13 protein-coding genes are annotated in these 15220 nt (G+C 63.5%); 8 read left to right on the top strand and 5 right to left on the bottom strand.

All coding sequences use genetic code 11. The features are described 5' to 3' along the window. Positions 1 to 11 precede the first annotated feature (11 nt). The gene (locus VMW12_03085) at positions 12 to 272 is read left to right on the top strand and encodes a PqqD family protein (GenBank protein ID HUZ48711.1); all 261 of its coding nucleotides are present in this window, start codon (positions 12 to 14) and stop codon (positions 270 to 272) included. Here the strand turns inward: VMW12_03085 and VMW12_03080 are convergent. Genes VMW12_03080 through VMW12_03070 form a run of 3 tightly spaced genes read right to left on the bottom strand, consistent with a single transcriptional unit; the run spans position 269 to position 3272 of the window. Beyond that, positions 269 to 1705, bottom strand: coding sequence for a nucleotidyltransferase family protein (locus tag VMW12_03080; protein HUZ48710.1), 1437 nt, complete (start codon positions 1703 to 1705; stop codon positions 269 to 271). The genes VMW12_03085 and VMW12_03080 overlap by 4 nt on opposite strands. Next, positions 1702 to 2619 (bottom strand): hypothetical protein, encoded by a 918-nt coding sequence (locus tag VMW12_03075; GenBank protein ID HUZ48709.1) that lies wholly within the window; start codon positions 2617 to 2619, stop codon positions 1702 to 1704. The genes VMW12_03080 and VMW12_03075 overlap by 4 nt, the downstream gene beginning before the upstream one ends. After that, positions 2616 to 3272, bottom strand: a complete 657-nt coding sequence (locus tag VMW12_03070) for a hypothetical protein (protein HUZ48708.1) — start codon at positions 3270 to 3272, stop codon at positions 2616 to 2618. The genes VMW12_03075 and VMW12_03070 overlap by 4 nt, the downstream gene beginning before the upstream one ends. 305 nt (positions 3273 to 3577) lie before the next feature. Here VMW12_03070 and VMW12_03065 point away from each other — a divergent pair, with 305 nt between their 5' ends. The 7 genes from VMW12_03065 to VMW12_03035 all read left to right on the top strand — a co-directional run bounded on the left by VMW12_03065 (position 3578) and on the right by VMW12_03035 (position 12918). Continuing rightward, positions 3578 to 3976: a hypothetical protein gene (locus VMW12_03065; GenBank protein ID HUZ48707.1), complete on the top strand. Its 399-nt coding sequence runs from the start codon at positions 3578 to 3580 to the stop codon at positions 3974 to 3976. A 79-nt stretch (positions 3977 to 4055) separates the two neighbouring features. Next, the gene (locus VMW12_03060; GenBank protein HUZ48706.1) at positions 4056 to 5486 is read left to right on the top strand and encodes a sugar transferase; all 1431 of its coding nucleotides are present in this window, start codon (positions 4056 to 4058) and stop codon (positions 5484 to 5486) included. Between the two features lie 95 nt (positions 5487 to 5581). Then, positions 5582 to 6796: a glycosyltransferase gene (locus VMW12_03055; GenBank protein ID HUZ48705.1), complete on the top strand. Its 1215-nt coding sequence runs from the start codon at positions 5582 to 5584 to the stop codon at positions 6794 to 6796. Further along, positions 6793 to 8076 (top strand): nucleotide sugar dehydrogenase, encoded by a 1284-nt coding sequence (locus VMW12_03050; protein ID HUZ48704.1) that lies wholly within the window; start codon positions 6793 to 6795, stop codon positions 8074 to 8076. The genes VMW12_03055 and VMW12_03050 overlap by 4 nt, the downstream gene beginning before the upstream one ends. Before the next feature lie 18 nt (positions 8077 to 8094). Then, complete coding sequence (locus VMW12_03045) at positions 8095 to 9141, top strand: D-glucuronyl C5-epimerase family protein (protein HUZ48703.1); 1047 nt, start codon at positions 8095 to 8097, stop codon at positions 9139 to 9141. After that, positions 9131 to 11740, top strand: a complete 2610-nt coding sequence (locus tag VMW12_03040) for an O-antigen ligase family protein (GenBank protein HUZ48702.1) — start codon at positions 9131 to 9133, stop codon at positions 11738 to 11740. The genes VMW12_03045 and VMW12_03040 overlap by 11 nt, the downstream gene beginning before the upstream one ends. Continuing rightward, complete coding sequence (locus tag VMW12_03035; protein ID HUZ48701.1) at positions 11737 to 12918, top strand: glycosyltransferase family 4 protein; 1182 nt, start codon at positions 11737 to 11739, stop codon at positions 12916 to 12918. The genes VMW12_03040 and VMW12_03035 overlap by 4 nt, the downstream gene beginning before the upstream one ends. Here the strand turns inward: VMW12_03035 and VMW12_03030 are convergent. Both VMW12_03030 and VMW12_03025 read right to left on the bottom strand, forming a co-directional pair. After that, entirely contained in the window at positions 12884 to 14020 is a 1137-nt protein-coding gene (locus VMW12_03030) for a glycosyltransferase (GenBank protein ID HUZ48700.1), read from the bottom strand. The genes VMW12_03035 and VMW12_03030 overlap by 35 nt on opposite strands. Beyond that, a complete protein-coding gene (locus tag VMW12_03025; protein HUZ48699.1) occupies positions 14007 to 15068 on the bottom strand; it encodes a glycosyltransferase family 4 protein in 1062 nt (353 codons plus the stop codon). Before VMW12_03025 ends, VMW12_03030 begins: the two co-directional genes overlap by 14 nt. Between the last annotated feature and the right edge of the window lie 152 nt (positions 15069 to 15220).

Here is a 15220-nt window from a genome sequence, read left to right as displayed (position 1 = left end):
AGGCACTATCTATGACCGGTCCACAAGCGGTATCGACGCTCGACGTGCGCGACGTGCGGGATGAAACCGTCGTGCACGATACCGGATCCCAGCGAATTCACGTTCTCAATCGGAGCGCCGCCGCCGTCTTGCGGCTCTGCGATGGCCGGCATTCGGAGGAAGCGATCGCACGCGAGCTCGTCAACGGAGACGCCGCGCTTCTGCTGCGAGCTCGGAACGACGTGGTGCGGATCCTGGGTACGTTTGCTTCGCTACAGCTGATCGAGCCTTAAGCCGCGCGAAACGGCGGCAGCAGAAGCGCGAAGGCCGCGACCACGGGCGCAAGCGCCAAGCGTGACAGGATGCGCGCAGCGGCGCCGAGCCGCCCTACGTACCGGGTCGGCGAAGTGCCGGTCCCAAAGGCAAGAGCACGGTGGGCATCGGCGATGTCGCCGGCCGCAAGGGCGATCAGCGCGTCGATCGCCGCGCTCCGCTCGCGCAGCCACGTGGGCAGGTCCTCGCGACGCTCCAGCCATTCGCCATAGATCCGTTCGAAGGGACGCCGCGAACCGGGAAGGCCGGCCAAGCCGGCTGCGTAACGCGCGAGTGCGCGGACGCGGAACGAACGTGTCGGCAGGCGATCGATAAGCCCGGGTTCGCGAGCGAGCGCGTGCGCGCAGAGCACGGTATCCCGGAAGCTGAAGTCGCCGACTTGGTGGAGCGACAAGTGCAGCAGGGTGGCGACATCGTCGAAACGCAGCCGCTCGCCGTCGCGCAGGACATGAGACGCCAACGTGTCCGCATTGTGGCGCTCCGCAAGGAGCGTCGAGGGTGCGAGGGCCACGTGCAATTCGACGGCGATATTGTCCGTGCTCGCGTACGGGACCGCATGATGGTGCGAGCGGTAGTCGTTGACTCCTCCGCGCTCGACGTATCCGCACACGCGCAATGTTTCGCACGCGCGAGCGAGATCCGCCGCGCCCACGAGGATATCCACGTCGCTGGACGGGTGCGTGCGCGCCAGCTCGGGTTCGTAGAGCGACCGATGCGCCCCCTTCAGTGGAACGGCTTCGATGCCGGCGCTTGCGAGTTCGCCAAGCACGGTCCGCACGCGATCGCCGATGCGCCGGGCCTGAAAGTCGGCTACGATGCAGATCGGCTCGCGGTCGCCGGTGCCGGATACCAGCTGCATAGCTTCAGCGATAAACGGTCGCAGGCGCCGCCGCCGCGCTTCGTCGAGAACGAGCGGGCCGTCGCGTCGCAGCGCGCGTTGTAGGCCGTCGCGATCCTTCGCAAGGGCTGCGTGCGCGGCAGCGGCGAGTGCGGCGAAGCGTCGTGGGCGACGCGTCGGCAGCGCGCGCGAGGCGGCGCGCCAGAGAGCGCGAGGAACTCGCGTCCAGACGAGCGCGCGCCCGATCAGCGGCGATCCCCGCCAATACAGAGCGGGGGCGTCGAGTTCGGGCCCCGCAAAGACGCGCGTAACGCGTCCCAGCACGTTCTCGGGGGGGATGCTTTCCAATCGTTCCGGCTGGGCGTCGCCGGCCGTGACGAGGTGGCCGGAACGTACGGAGACGAGGCGATGGGCCACTAGGCGCCTGCCGTCGTCGAATACGAGCACGTCGCCGATGCGCGTGCGTTCCAGCGGACCGACTTCAAGCACCATCGGTTGGTGAAGCGTTGGAAGCATACTCCGCCCGGTCATGCGCACGCGTATGCGTTGACTCATGCCGCTGCCACGTTTCGCCCGACGGCCTGCGCGATCGCGCTCACCGTTTCGTTCGGATCGCCGACGACCAATTTGTAGCACGCAAGCGAACGCAGAAGAAGGAGTACCTCGGCTAGCCGTTCCAATGGCGGGCTCGCGCTCTTCGCATAGCGTGCCGCCACCGGAAGCAGCGCGGCCGGCGCGAGAGGCTCGATCGAGGGGTGCTCGGCTCGCCCGTCGAGCAGAAAAATCGCGCGTAACGGCGCTCTTTCGTCGGCGGGGACTCCGCCGAAGAGAGGATCGAAGCGAACGTTCGTCCAGCCGCCTTCATGGAGACGGAGCTCTTCGCGTAGCGTTGCCGGCACGGCTCGAAGACGGTGCAGCACCGCCATTCCGCCGGGCCGCAACGAGAGACAGCGCGGGAACGGGCGCACGCTGCCGTTTGAGACGATGCAGAACTCATCCGAATAGACCTGGAATCCCGAGAGCGCGCACGTCACGGCGGTGGTGGTCTTACCGGTGTTCGAATCGCCGACGATCGCGAACGCATCATCCCCGGCCCGGATGGCCGCTGCATGGAGCGTGAGCGTGCCGGGCATACGCGTGAATGCGCTTGTGGTTGCCACGGCATCGGCGAGGAATGCTACGTCCTCGGGCCCGATCGCGCCGTGCCGCCACGCATACGTCGCACCGGGCGTTACCCTGAAGAGCTGGGTTCCATCCCGACCCTGGACGACATCGAGCGCGAACGATACGTCGCCCTCGGCCACGATCATGTGGTAATAGCGCTCGGCAAAATACGCGGCCGCGCGCGCGTCCTCGAATGAGACGCGCAAGCGCATGCCGGCTCCGAAATCGAGGTGCAATGACTCCATCGGAGACGACGTGACGACGGCCGCTTCAAGGCGGATGAGCCTTCCGGCATCGACGATCATAGCGCGTCAAGGAGTTCGACGATGGTATCGGCCGCCGCTCCCGGTGCATCGATTCGCAGGCGATATACGGAAACGTTCATCAGGTCGGTGAGGACCTGCATCGTCGCAGCCGGGGTAGAACGCTCCAGATAAAAGCACGACGACATCGAGCAAACGTACCGGGCGGTCGAGAGCTGGACGAGCCCGCCGGGTTGCCCGCGCTCGAGGTGCACGATGGCGCGCGGATGGACCGGCGGCGAGAATGCCGACTCTCCGAACAAAGCGCGAGCGCCTACGTGATATACCAGACGCATACCGTCGGTCGCGTGAAACCCGAGGCGCTTGCATCGCTCTTCGAGCGTCGGATCCGAGAGCAAAGGGAACGACCCGGAGCGGATCATGAGCGCTCGTTCCAACGGGAGTAGGCGCTCCTGAGTGCGGTCGTAGATCGTCGTTTCATCACCGAGCAAGGCGTATCCGCGAGACGCAAGCTCGAGAGCAAGCGTCGTTTTCCCAACCCCGCTTGCGCCGGCCAACAGCAGCCCGTTGCCGCGGTCGCCGATGCCGGCCGCGTAGATGCCGAGATAGCGTTTGCTCCTCCGAAGCCCCTGCGCAATGCGAGCATTGCTTTCGCGGAATAGCGTATCGAAGGCGCTCTGAGTCGATGTATTCATATGACGGCAGCGAGCGAACCGGGTTGCCACCCTCGCGGCAACCCGTGTTCGCCTCCGGCGAGCCTCAGTGTGAGAACTGACAGCTTCCCGAACCGACAACCTCGAGTAAGAGGTCGCCGGCTTCATAGGTCACGAGAACCTCAGGCGATTCGTACATTAGATCCTCCTTCAGTATCGCGAACTGACCGAATTCGGTCCTCTCGAGCCTACGCTACCCACGGTCGTATGCATAGTAGCCAATGCCCTAATCCCACCGGTGTCCAAAGTCGCGAGGAGAGCCGTACCGGAAACGCGGAATGCACCGCATGCCCATCAAGCGACTTGCGCGAATTCGCATCGCCGCGGCGGTGATCGCCACGCTTGCCGTCATCCTATTTGCTTCTTTGAATGATGACGTCTATCAAGCGACATCGCCATCGTGGATTCCGCATCACGTCATCGTGCGCAAGCTCCTAAGCATCGTCGCCTTCTCTATCGGCGGCTACGTTGCGGCGGTCGTCTTCGGACGGCGACGGCCGATTCTCCGCGCCACGATGGCGATCGCGCTGCTGAGCGCGCTTATCGAAGTATTGCAGCGAATCGATGGGTCTACCGAAACGCTACTTTGGAATGCGTTCGACGTGCTCTGCGGTGCGATCGGTGGCTTCATCGGCGGGGTTGTGGCTTCGTGGACCGCTATTCGCCGTCCCGATACTGAGTATTAATCCTTAACGCGCGAGCGTAGAACGACTCTGCTGCCCGCGACGCCGGTACATTACAATAGTGGCATCGAACCTGCGCGCTGTGGAGGGGCCTATTCTGCGTTCGTCATCAGCCACTATCACGTCGCTCATGCTGGAGAACGCACTTCCCGCACAGACGCGACCGCGCGGTCACGATCTCTCACGTTGGTGGGTCGTCGCCCTGGTCATCGAAGATCTGTCGATGTTCGTGATGTCGGTCTACTTGGCGACGGCACTCGTCTTTCACAGCTGGGACGGTTTGTTCGTAAAACCCAACGAAGTGCTTTCGACCGGGATTTTCGTCGTGCTGTGGCTGACGATGTTCGCTCGGCTCGGTCTCTATCGGCGATCGTTTGCCCTATCGGCGCGAGACGAACTCTACTACACCATTGCCGCGCTCGCGCTGGGCGCTCTCCCGCAACTCGTCGTCTTTACGGTGTGGCCGTCGATCTCGACCTCGCGCTTCGTCCTCATCATCGCGTTGCTGCTGGCGATCGTGCTGGTTGGAGGCGTCCGCACGCTCGAGCACTTACGGCGCTCCGGCGCTCTACGCCGCCGGCCGAAGCAAGTGGCGGTTGTCGGTAACGCTCGGTTCGTCTCCGACATGGAAGCCTTCGTCGCTCGCAGAGGCGATGCCGAACGTTTCTCCTTCGTTGTAGCGGACGTCGCCGCCAGCATGAATGCGAATTGGTACGATCGAGCCGTAGCGGGCGGCTGTCAACGCATGATCCTTTCGGAGTCGATTCCAGAAACGGTGCTTTCGCAGGTGATGCAGCGGGCCGCTCAGACACATGTCGAGCTCGCGTTCGCGTCCCACAATCTGCGGATTCAGGGGCACATGTTCGGCGTCGAGCGCGACGGGGAGCAGGTGTTTCTCGTTCCCCAGCCGCTACCGGCATGCACGCCGATAGCGAAGCTAATCAAACGTCTCTTCGACATAGCAGCGGCATCGCTTGCGCTCGTCCTGTTCGCGCCGATCATGTTGGTCGCTGCGGTTGCGATTTACCTCGAAACGGGCCGTCCGATCGTGTATCGGCAAACGCGCGTAGGCCGTTCCGGCGTGCCCTTCGAGATGTATAAATTTCGGACGATGCGCAGCGATGCCGAGGCAAAGACCGGTGCCGTGTACGCAAGCCTCGGCGATCGGCGTATCACGTCTATTGGCCGGAGGCTAAGGCGCCTAAGCCTCGATGAAACGTTACAACTGATCAACGTCATCAAAGGCGACATGTCGCTGGTTGGGCCGCGGCCGGAGCGACCTGAATTTGTCGATAGGTTTCGCGCGATCATACCACGATACGACGACCGCCATCTGGTTCGTCCGGGCATTACCGGATGGGCGCAAACGAGCCTCCCGCGCATTCTCGATGCGTCGCACGCAGCGGAGAAGCTCGCATACGATCTGTGCTACATCGAAAACTGGAGCATCCTTCTCGACGTATCGATCTTGGTCAAGACGGTCTTCGAGTTTCTTTTCCACCGAACGGTATAGGCCGTGAGGCACCGGTACATCCTCGACCTAATGCCACAGAGCGGCGATACCCGACGCCTCTGCCGCGTCCGTCCCGCATCGCGTAGACTTTAAACATGAAGCTCGCCGTCGTCTCCGTACACTATCCGTACGGTCGAAACGAAACCTATCTCGAGCACGAATTGATGGCGTTGGCGACGATCGTCGGCCAGGTGGCGGTATATCCGCTCTGCGCTTCGGGAAAAAACACTCGGATGCTTCCAGCCGGCGTAGAACTGGGCTCGCTTTCGCGCGGCGTCAAGTTGTATTGCGGGGCGATTCTGTTCGCGCTGCGACACGCCGCCCGCGTCCGCGCAATTCTTGCGGACCTCTTGCGTTCGCAGTCGCCGGCGCTCACGAAGCTCAAGAACCTAGGCATCCTCGCGCGGGCAATCGATCTTGGGCGGCGACTGCGAGCGGACGGGGTGGAACACGTCCATGGTTATTGGCTCTCGACCCCGGCTACGGCTGCGTACGTAGCATCGCGCATTGCGAACATTCCGTGGAGCGCGACGGCCCATCGCTGGGACATCTACGAACGCAATGCATTGGACCTGAAGTTTGCCGGCGCCGCATTTATCCGAACGATATCGCAGCGTGGCCGTAGAGACCTCAACGGCTTTCGTCAAGCCGGCGCCCCGATCGTGTGCGTGCCGATCGGCATACCGATTCCCCCGTTCGTCTCGCGCAACTTCGGCCCCATCGAACGATTACAACTGCTCTGCCCGGCGGCGCTGGTACCGATTAAGGGGCACGAAACGCTCCTGGAATCGCTTGCTCTGTGCGCGCGCAAGGGGATATCGGTGCGCTGTACTCTTGCGGGCGATGGCCCCGAGCGCCCGCGACTCGAGCGGCTCGCGCGGTCGTTGGGTCTAGGCGACTCGGTTGTCTTTGCCGGGCACGTCGAACAACGAGCGTTGCACGCAGCCCTTGAAAAGGGAGCTTTCCATGCGGTCGTACTCGCCAGCCACGAGCATCCGGGAGGCCTGATGGAAGGCGTGCCTGCGGCGCTCGTAGAGGCGATGGCACGCGCCGTTCCCGTCATCGCAACGAACTCCGGGAGCGTCGGAGAGCTCATCGATGCTACCACGGGCCGGCTCGTCGCGCCGGGAAACCCTGCGGAACTCGCCGAGGCCATCGTACATCTCCAGCGCGACTTTGCGAGCGCGAAAAAGCGTGCCGCGCGAGGCTTTGCCCGCGTTGCATCGAGCCACGACGCGTATCGGCAGATGAGCGTCCTGGCCGGTCTCCTGGCTTCTCCATCCTCCGACGTTGAAAGGACAATCGCGTGAACATCTCGGTCCTAGGTCTGGGCTATATAGGGCTTCCTACGGCGGCAATGCTGGCTCAAGCCGGGCATGTCGTGTACGGCTACGACGTCAATGGAGCGCTGCTGGAAGAGTTGCGCGCGGGACGCGTCTCGATCGGAGAACCCGAAGTACGCGCGCTCACCCAAGCCGCCATAGAGACCGGCTATCTGCTCGTGTCCGACGTGGTTCCGCGGGCCGATGCATACATCGTCTGCGTGCCCACGCCGACGGTTGGGAATAGGCCCGATCTGCGATGCGTCGAAGACGCAGCCGCGAGAATTGCGGCCGTCGCTCCGCGCGGCAGCATGATCGTCCTCGAGTCGACGGTGCCGCCAAGAACCACCGAACGTCTCTTTGAAGCCGCCTTTGCATCGGCCGGGAAGTCGATCGATGAGATGTGCCTCGCGCACTGTCCGGAGCGTGTGTTACCCGGAGCGATCGTTCACGAGCTCCGCTATAACGCCCGCATCGTCGGCGGACGCCGGCCCGAGGATGCGCGCGCGGTGCGAAAGTTGTACGAAACGTTCTGCAAAGGGGAGATTACCGAAACCGACTGCGTTACCGCGGAGCTTTCGAAGGTCGTGGAAAATACCTATCGCGACGTCAACATCGCCTTCGCGAACGAATTGGCGCTGCTCGCGGAAGAACTGGGCGTCGACGTATGGGAGACGATCGCCCTGGCGAACAGGCATCCGCGCGTCAATATTCTGGCTCCCGGCCCCGGGGTGGGCGGGCATTGCATCCCGGTCGACCCGCATTTTCTCTCCAATGCAAATCCGTTCGTGACCGAACTGATTCAAACCGCTCGGCGCGTCAACCATCGCATGCCGTATCGTATCGCCCATCGCGTCTGTGAATTTCTTCCGGGCAATGCGTTTGGGAAGCGAGTGGCCATATTCGGCGCCGCGTACAAGCGAGATGTCGACGATGCCCGCGAGAGCCCGGCGCTCGACATCTTCGCGCTGCTTCGCGAGCGTGGAATTGAGACCACCCTGTACGATCCTCTGGTTCGTTCCTGTGGGGTTCCTCTTGCAGCAACCGTGCAAGAGGCTCTTCGTGAAGCCGACGTGCTGGTGATCGCGACGGATCACTCGCAGTTCGCATCACTCGAACCGGCCGAGGTAATGGCGCTCATGCGCGGTCGCGCAATTGTCGACGCTCGAAGGATGCTCGACGCCGATCGGTGGCGTCGCGCCGGGTTCGATGTGTACGTGTTGGGCGAGAAGCCGCCCGCCGCTGCCGCTCGGGCTGCGGTCGCATGAAGCGCGCCGAATCCGACGATGCCGCACGTGCGGCCGGCTAACGTGCTCGCATCCGGTCCCATGCGCAAAGGACGGCAGGCCGTCCGGTTGGTGGACGCGCTTCCGCCAAATCGCCTCCGTCAGCTGGCGCTGGGCTTTCCCCTGGACTGGTCGCACCGGCGTTACTGGAGAGCTCCATCATCGGTCCCATATCGCGGCGCATACTACGTCGAATGGTTCGCCGATAGCGGGACCTACGGAGAAGACTGGGACGGCAAGCCGCGTGACGACGAGGGCGTTTTGCTGACGAACGGCGTGGTGCCGACCTATCACCCCATCCGCATCGCGCAGTTTGCACTGCATTGCTACGGACGCTGGTTCGAGCGTGGAGACCGCGTCGCACGCGAGTCCTTTCTCGCGCAAGCGCGATGGTTGCAGCACAACCAGCGTCGCATCGGCCTCGTCGGCGGATGCTATCCCTTTCCGTTCCCATGGCCGAAGTATAGAGCCCCTTCAGGGTGGCTTTCGGCCATGGCGCAGGGTGAAGCAATCTCGGTGCTCTTGCGGGCTCATGGGCTCGCGCCCGGCGCGGGATTCGATGCGGCGGCTCGCGCGGCCGCTCGGCCGTTCGATAGCGCGATCGAGCGTGGCGGCGTCGTCTTCAAAGACGGCCAAGATGTCTTTCTCGAGGAGTGTGCGGTTCTACCGGCGCCGCATATTTTGAATGGCTGCATCTTCGCGTTGTGGGGCATTTGGGAGTTGGAGCAGTTCGATCCGCAGTCGCGACGCCGAGAACTCATCGACGCGGTTCTGCAGACGATCCTGCGTTGGATCGGGGCTTTCGACACGCGCTGGTGGAGCCGGTATAGCCTGCAGCGGTCGGCCGGCGGCAGAGATCACCTCGCCACCCTCAAGTATCATGCATTTCATATCGCGCAACTCCGCGTGCTTGCCGAGATGACCGGCGACGCCCGTTTTTCACGTATCGCCGAGCGTTGGGAAGCGTACATCTCCCATATCGCCTCGCGCGCACGCGTGCTCCTCGAAACGGCTCTATCGCTTCCGGAGCGCTTTGGTGCCGGCTGAACGCGTCCGAATCGTCATCCTGATTCTTGCCGGGGTCGCGTGCTCGTGTTTCGCGTGGCGTTTTGCGATGCACGGGAAATGGATCGAATCGGCGATCGTGTTCCTTGGGCCGGCCCTGGTGTGGCTGGCGCTTGCGCGCCCCGTCCTCTTCCCGTATGCGCTGTTCGCGCTGCTGGTCCCGTTCGATAACCTTTTGGGAATCGGCAGCTCGGGAACCGTCACGCGTCTGCTGGGCCTGGCCAGCGGCGCCTGCTTTCTGTTCACTATCGTTCGCACGCGACGGATTATCGCTCCCGGCGCCACGATCGGCTGGATTGCGGCGATGCTCCTGTACGGAGCGATAACGCTGGTCTGGAGCATCGACCCGACGACCGGGAATGTCGATTGGCGAACGCTGTTCGAATTGGGCGCGCTCTACACGATCGCATCGCTCGTCCCGATCCGAGGGAGCGATCTGCGGGTTATCGTGGCGGCCATCATTTTCGGAGGCGTCCTCGCCGGACTGTACGGCATCTACACATTCCACGGCGAGCGCGGTGCGTTGCTCTCTGCCGACGTCACCGGGAGATTATGGTTTTCTTTCGGTGGGCACCGTATGGACGTCAATCTTTTTGCGGACTCGTTGATTCTGCCGGTCGCGCTTGCGATGTGGGCGTGGTTGAACGCGCGCTGGGGGGCTTACAAGCTTGCCGTGAGCGCTGGCCTGATCGTGATGCTCTATGCAATATCACTCACGGCTTCGCGCGAGTCGTTTCTGGCCATCGGGACGATGGTCGCCGTATTCGGTTGGCGCTCCCGATGGGGCGCTCGCGCCGTTCCCGTCCTCGCCGGCCTGGCGCTTTTCGGCTTGCTGAACCCGACGGTGCGCGAGCGCTTCTCCGATGCGATATCGACCGGCGGAGCGGGACGCTCGGCAATCTGGCACGTCGGCCTCAAAGCCTTCGAGCGACATCCCGTTTTCGGCTGGGGCTTTGGAAGCTTTGCGGACGCTTACAATCGCGTCTACTTGCAGGTATTCCAGCATTACGACGCTGGATGGACCCGCGCGTCGCACAATCTCTTCGTACACTATGGAGTAGAAGGGGGAATCTGTGCTATCGTCTTGGTGTTGACGGTCTGGATGTCGCAATGGAGGCAAGCTCGCGACCTGCGCGCGATCTCTTCGCTAACCGATCTTTCAACCGCGCTCTGCGCGGCCCTCGCCGGGCTCTTTATTGCCGCAATGTTCATCGATCTCTTCGCCACGAAGACCCTTTGGCTAGCGTTTGCCCTCATCGCGCAAGCGCGCTCCGCCGCCATTGCCGCGCAGCGGGGGGAGCGCGACGTCCCCACATTGCTGCGTGCGCCTGGGCCGGCGGTCGCCGTGAGCGCGCTGCTGGTCGCGATCGCTCTTCCGATGGCTGTACGCGCCGACCCGATACCGACCCACGTTCGCACCTATCTGTACTACACCGCGGCGAACACGAATACGGCGCTCCCGGCGCGCTTCATGGCGCAGTATGCGACGTTTATTGAAACCGCGGGGGGGCACGCGGGCCGCGTGCGCGCTTTCAGAGCGGCCGGCGGAAGGTACGCGCTCTCGTACGCCGACCCCACTTTCGTCCCGTACTGCGAACCCCCGTTCGCGCCGCCGGCGGGGCGTTGCGCCGGGCCGATCGGCAACGATCCCGCGCTGACGGAGAGCGCGTGGCTCCATACTGCCGGCGGCGTGCGCTTGCACCGCCCGGACGCCTATACGGGCGAGTATCAAGATATTCTCAATCCTCTATCGCCCGAGGTGGCGGGTGCCGTACGCCGCGACACGCAGACGCTTTCGGAGGCCGGCGTTAACGCCGCATTTTTCGACGAAACCGGCAGCGAACTCGACGGCGACTTTCCCTCGTTTGGGGGGCAAGCGGCCGAAATCTCGACCCGTAACGCATGGTTTTTAGGAGAACGCGCGATCATCGCGGCATCGTCTCTTCCGGTTATCCTCAACGGCTCCGGGCCGGACTGGGGGCCGGCGTACGGCGGCGCGGTTTTGAGGCTGCCCAACGTACTCGGGGTGAACTTCGAAGGGTGTTTCAGCAACCGGGCTATCGGGCTGATGAACGTTCGGCACGGCTATTGGGGCCGAATGGAGCGCGCGTTGCTCGCCGACGAACGTCTTCGCAAGTACGTCGTATGCATGATGAGCGGCCCCTTCAACCCGGATCAGCGCGTCTATGCGCTCGCCTCGTGGTGGCTGACGTATGATGCGCGGTGGTCCGTCGCCGCTCCGGTAACGCGCGCGGCGGACGGCTACGCGGTATATCCCGAATACGATATCGTGCCGACGGAACCGGGTCGGTCGGCGCGCGCCACGATCGCGCAAGGCGAAACCGGCGGGGTGTACGTCCGAACGTTCGCGCGCTGCTACGATCGTGGCGTTTCCATCGGCGCGTGTGCGGCTGTCGTGAATCCCGATCTCGTGCCGCATGCGATACCGCGCTCCTTACGCGCGTTTGCGCGCGCGCTGACATTGGAGGACCGCAGCGTTTATACCGGTGGTTCGGTGCGGTGGCAACCGCGTTCGTCAAATACGATCGGTGCCACCAGCGGCGAGATCTTACGCCGATGAAGGTCGCCGTACTCTCTCATTTTTGTGCTCCGGAGCCGTGCGCGGCGAGCCATCGCGTCTCGGCGCTCTGCGCGGCTTTGCTGGAGTGCGGCCACGACGTAACGGTGATAACCGGTTTCAAGAGCTTTCCCGCAGGAAAGCTCGATGCGAGCGATCGTCACGTGCTGCATCGGGTCGAATATCGGGGTGGCCTGCGGATCGTCCGTCTCCTGACGTTAGATCCGGCCCGCGCGCATGGCGGACGATTGGTGAGTTGGGTGGCGAGCGCCATCGCGTCGTCGATCTATTTGCTGCTGACGCGCGAGCGATTTGACAGTATTGTGGTGACTGTCCCGCCGATCACGTTGGCGTTGCCGGCACTGATCGGCCGGCTGCGCCATCGATGCATGCTCGTAACCGACGTACGTGACGTCTTCCCCGATGTTGCCGTTGCTATGGGCGAATGGCGCGAAGGCTCGCTCGTGGAGCGCGCCGTGGGGGGGCTCGCCGGCGCCTTGTACCGGGCCTCGCGCCTCGTGGTTGCGGTGACGCAGACCGCGCTCGAGCAAATCGTCGTCCGCGGGGTCGAGCGCTCTCGCCTCGTCTTGGCCCCGAACGGCTTTGACGATGCTTCTTTTTCCGATTTCGACCGCTCGCGCCGAGAGCGGTTTCGCGCGGTATTTGCCGGCAATCTCGGGATCGCGACCGGCATCGATGTCGTGCTGGACGCGGCCGGCTTGTTACGGAACGAACCGATCGAATTTACGATCGTGGGCGACGGTGCCGATGCCGCGCGCGTGCGTAGGCGCATCCAGGAAGGGCGGCTGGAAAACGTGTGTATGACGGGCTCGCTGCCGCGCGCAGATGCGATGCGCGAACTGGCCGAGGCCAGCGTGGCGATCGTGCCGCTGCGTGCCGGGCTGATCGATACGATACCTTCGAAAATGTTCGATGCGTTCGCTCTCGCGCTTCCGGTCGTGGTCTGCGCCGAGGGCGAAGCCGCTTCATTGGCAAGGGCCAGCGGAGGGGCCGTGGTCGTTCGCCCGGGTGATGGGCGGGAATTAGCGACGGTGTTGCAGCAACTCGCCGCGGATCCCGGCCGGCGAGACGCCATGGGCCGGCGTGGCCAGGCCTACGTTCGGGAAAGGTTCGAGCGGCGCGGGATCATGCGTGAGCTTTGCGCGCGCTTCGCTCGGTAACCGACGCGAGTACGTTGTCGTAGAGGCGTCGATAGGCCATCGCCGTGGCGCCGATTCCGTAGCGCTCGTTCGCCAGTTGCAATCCGCGTTCTATGACTTGGCCGCGGCGGATGGGATCGCTTAATATGCCGAAGAGCGCGCGCTCGACGTCGATCGGCGACCACCCCGCGGCGATCGCGCCGGACCCGAGCAAGACCTCGTCAACACCGCTCCACGGCGTGCTGACGACGGGCACCCCCGCGAAGAGCGCTTCGAGCGCCGCAATCGGCATCGCTTCGTTGGTTGACGTGACGAGCAGCGCGTCGGCTGCGGCCAGCAGTTCGCGCACGTTGGGCCGGAAGCCGAGAAACGTTACGCTCGCGCCCAAGCCGAGGGCGTCGCGCTCGCGTTCGAGCGCGGGTCGATCGCTACCGTCGCCGAGAAAGACGAGCCGTGCCCGTGGAAGCGATGTCGTGAGGATCGAAAATGCGCGTAGTGCCAGTTGCTGGTTCTTCACCGCCATTAGGCGGCCGACGTGAAAGACCACCACATCGTCCGGCGCTAGGTCGAGCCCGCTGCGAACGCGCGCGCGATCGGATGCGCTCGCCGGCGGCTCGGGACAGATGCCGTTCGGGATGATGGCGAGCTGGTCGGGTCGCAGGGGCTCCGCCTGCAGCAACGCCATGGCTTGGCTTTGCGTGAAGACTGCAATACGGTTTGTAAGCGGATGAAGGATCCGGTTCCCGAAACGAGCGACGGGCCCGCAGTGAAAGTCGCTATTATGCTCCGTATGAACGATCGCACGAACCCCGGCCGCAACAGCGGCGGCGCGGCCCCAGTACTTTCCGTTGTGGACGTGCGTATGGACGAGGTCCGGGCGAAAAGCCCGAATTGTCCCGATCAAGCGCGGCAGGAACGTCAGATGTCCCGTCCCGCTCCTGCGCACCGGAAGCTCGAGTAACTCCGGTGGCGATGGCAGCGGGCTATCATACATCGTCAGCACCGCCGCGCGTATATCGGCCGCTCCTTGCGCTAGGACGAGTTCGCGCACGAAATTCTCGGCGCCATAGTATCCGAGCCGCGAGACGACATGCATCACGCGCAACGTGCTAGGTGAATCCATACGCTTCAATGATCCGATCGGCCCACGTTGCGAGGGAATGTGCGTGGCGTACGGGCAGCGGAAGGGCGACGCGCGGCCTCCCGAACTGAGCAAAGAGTGCGTCGGCGAACGCACGCGGGTCCCGAGCCTCGGCTCGAACGGTCGCACGATCTTGTGAAGAGAAGCGATCGAATGCATCTATTCGCGAAACGACGGCGGGCAATCCACTGCCGCGAGCCTCTAAGAGCGCCAATGGGAGGCCCTCGGTTCGGCTCGGCATCGCAAGCACATCTGCCGCCCACATTGCCGGGCGTACGTCCTGGAGCGTGCCGGCATCGATCACGCGCACGTGTGGTGGCAACAGCCCGGTTACCGCAGCCGGGGACGCGACACAGAGCACCGTTACGGGTTCGGGGCGTTCGCGCAGGGCGGCAGCCAAAAAGTCGGCGCCTTTGACGTGCCCGTCGCGCCCAAAAAAAAGAATCGTGCGCTCGTGCTCTTCGATCCCAAAGAAGTGTCGAGCGCACCGGCGCTCCCCCTCGTCCGGCTCGCGGAAATACTCAAAGTCAACGCCGTTAGCTACGACGCTGATTTTACCCGGTGCGATGCCCGCATCCACCAGTGATGGGCAGAGTGTCGCGGAGACCGCAAACACTCGATCGGTTCTTCGCGCCAGCCCGGCGAACTTCATCGTGCGCGCGGCGCGCTTGAGCGCCGAGCCCGGGGACTCCAACTTCGAATGGATGTGCCAGAAAACTTTCGCCTCACGAGCTAGTGCCGCCAGCGTTGCGGGGACGATATAGCCGCTGAAATGGGCGTGTATGACGGCGGGCTTGTATAATCGTATGCTGTGAATAACTTGCGAATAAGAACTGGTGGCGATCGTAACGATGCCGCGGTCGGCCAGCCGCTGCGGCCACTGCATCGAAAATGCGCGGAGTGGAAGTGCGACGACCGAGCGCACGTGGCGGTCGCGGAGCCTCAAGGCCAGCGCTTCGATGCCCGCGATGAAGCTGCCGGGCTTCTCCGCTGGATAGTCCAAGGCGTGTAAAACGGTAATTTCAGTCATCGGCTCGCAATCTTGCCTGCTCAACGGACTATATCGAGTCCGGCCGTCCGTTCCGGTAGCGTATCATTGGCTCGCGCGGTTTCGCCACTTACTAATGTCGGAAACCATTAGGCCTTTCGGCGATGCCCAGTGCCAGGCGATCTCTTCGAGTT

It is taken from the genome of Candidatus Dormiibacterota bacterium (assembly GCA_035532835.1).
Taxonomy (GTDB): Bacteria; Vulcanimicrobiota; Vulcanimicrobiia; order Vulcanimicrobiales; family Vulcanimicrobiaceae; genus DAHUXY01.
This window is presented reverse-complemented; position numbering and strand designations above follow the sequence as displayed.

Excerpts from the sequence above, each read along its gene's own strand:
- VMW12_03025 (HUZ48699.1), bottom strand. The coding sequence starts at position 15,068 with ATGACTGAAATTACCGTTTTACACGCCTTGGACTATCCAGCGGAGAAG.
- VMW12_03075 (HUZ48709.1), bottom strand. The coding sequence starts at position 2,619 with ATGATCGTCGATGCCGGAAGGCTCATCCGCCTTGAAGCGGCCGTCGTC.
- VMW12_03045 (HUZ48703.1), top strand. The coding sequence starts at position 8,095 with ATGCCGCACGTGCGGCCGGCTAACGTGCTCGCATCCGGTCCCATGCGC.
- VMW12_03070 (HUZ48708.1), bottom strand. The coding sequence starts at position 3,272 with ATGAATACATCGACTCAGAGCGCCTTCGATACGCTATTCCGCGAAAGC.
- VMW12_03035 (HUZ48701.1), top strand. The coding sequence starts at position 11,737 with ATGAAGGTCGCCGTACTCTCTCATTTTTGTGCTCCGGAGCCGTGCGCG.
- VMW12_03080 (HUZ48710.1), bottom strand. The coding sequence starts at position 1,705 with ATGAGTCAACGCATACGCGTGCGCATGACCGGGCGGAGTATGCTTCCA.
- VMW12_03085 (HUZ48711.1), top strand. The coding sequence starts at position 12 with ATGACCGGTCCACAAGCGGTATCGACGCTCGACGTGCGCGACGTGCGG.
- VMW12_03065 (HUZ48707.1), top strand. The coding sequence starts at position 3,578 with ATGCCCATCAAGCGACTTGCGCGAATTCGCATCGCCGCGGCGGTGATC.
- VMW12_03030 (HUZ48700.1), bottom strand. The coding sequence starts at position 14,020 with ATGGATTCACCTAGCACGTTGCGCGTGATGCATGTCGTCTCGCGGCTC.
- VMW12_03055 (HUZ48705.1), top strand. The coding sequence starts at position 5,582 with ATGAAGCTCGCCGTCGTCTCCGTACACTATCCGTACGGTCGAAACGAA.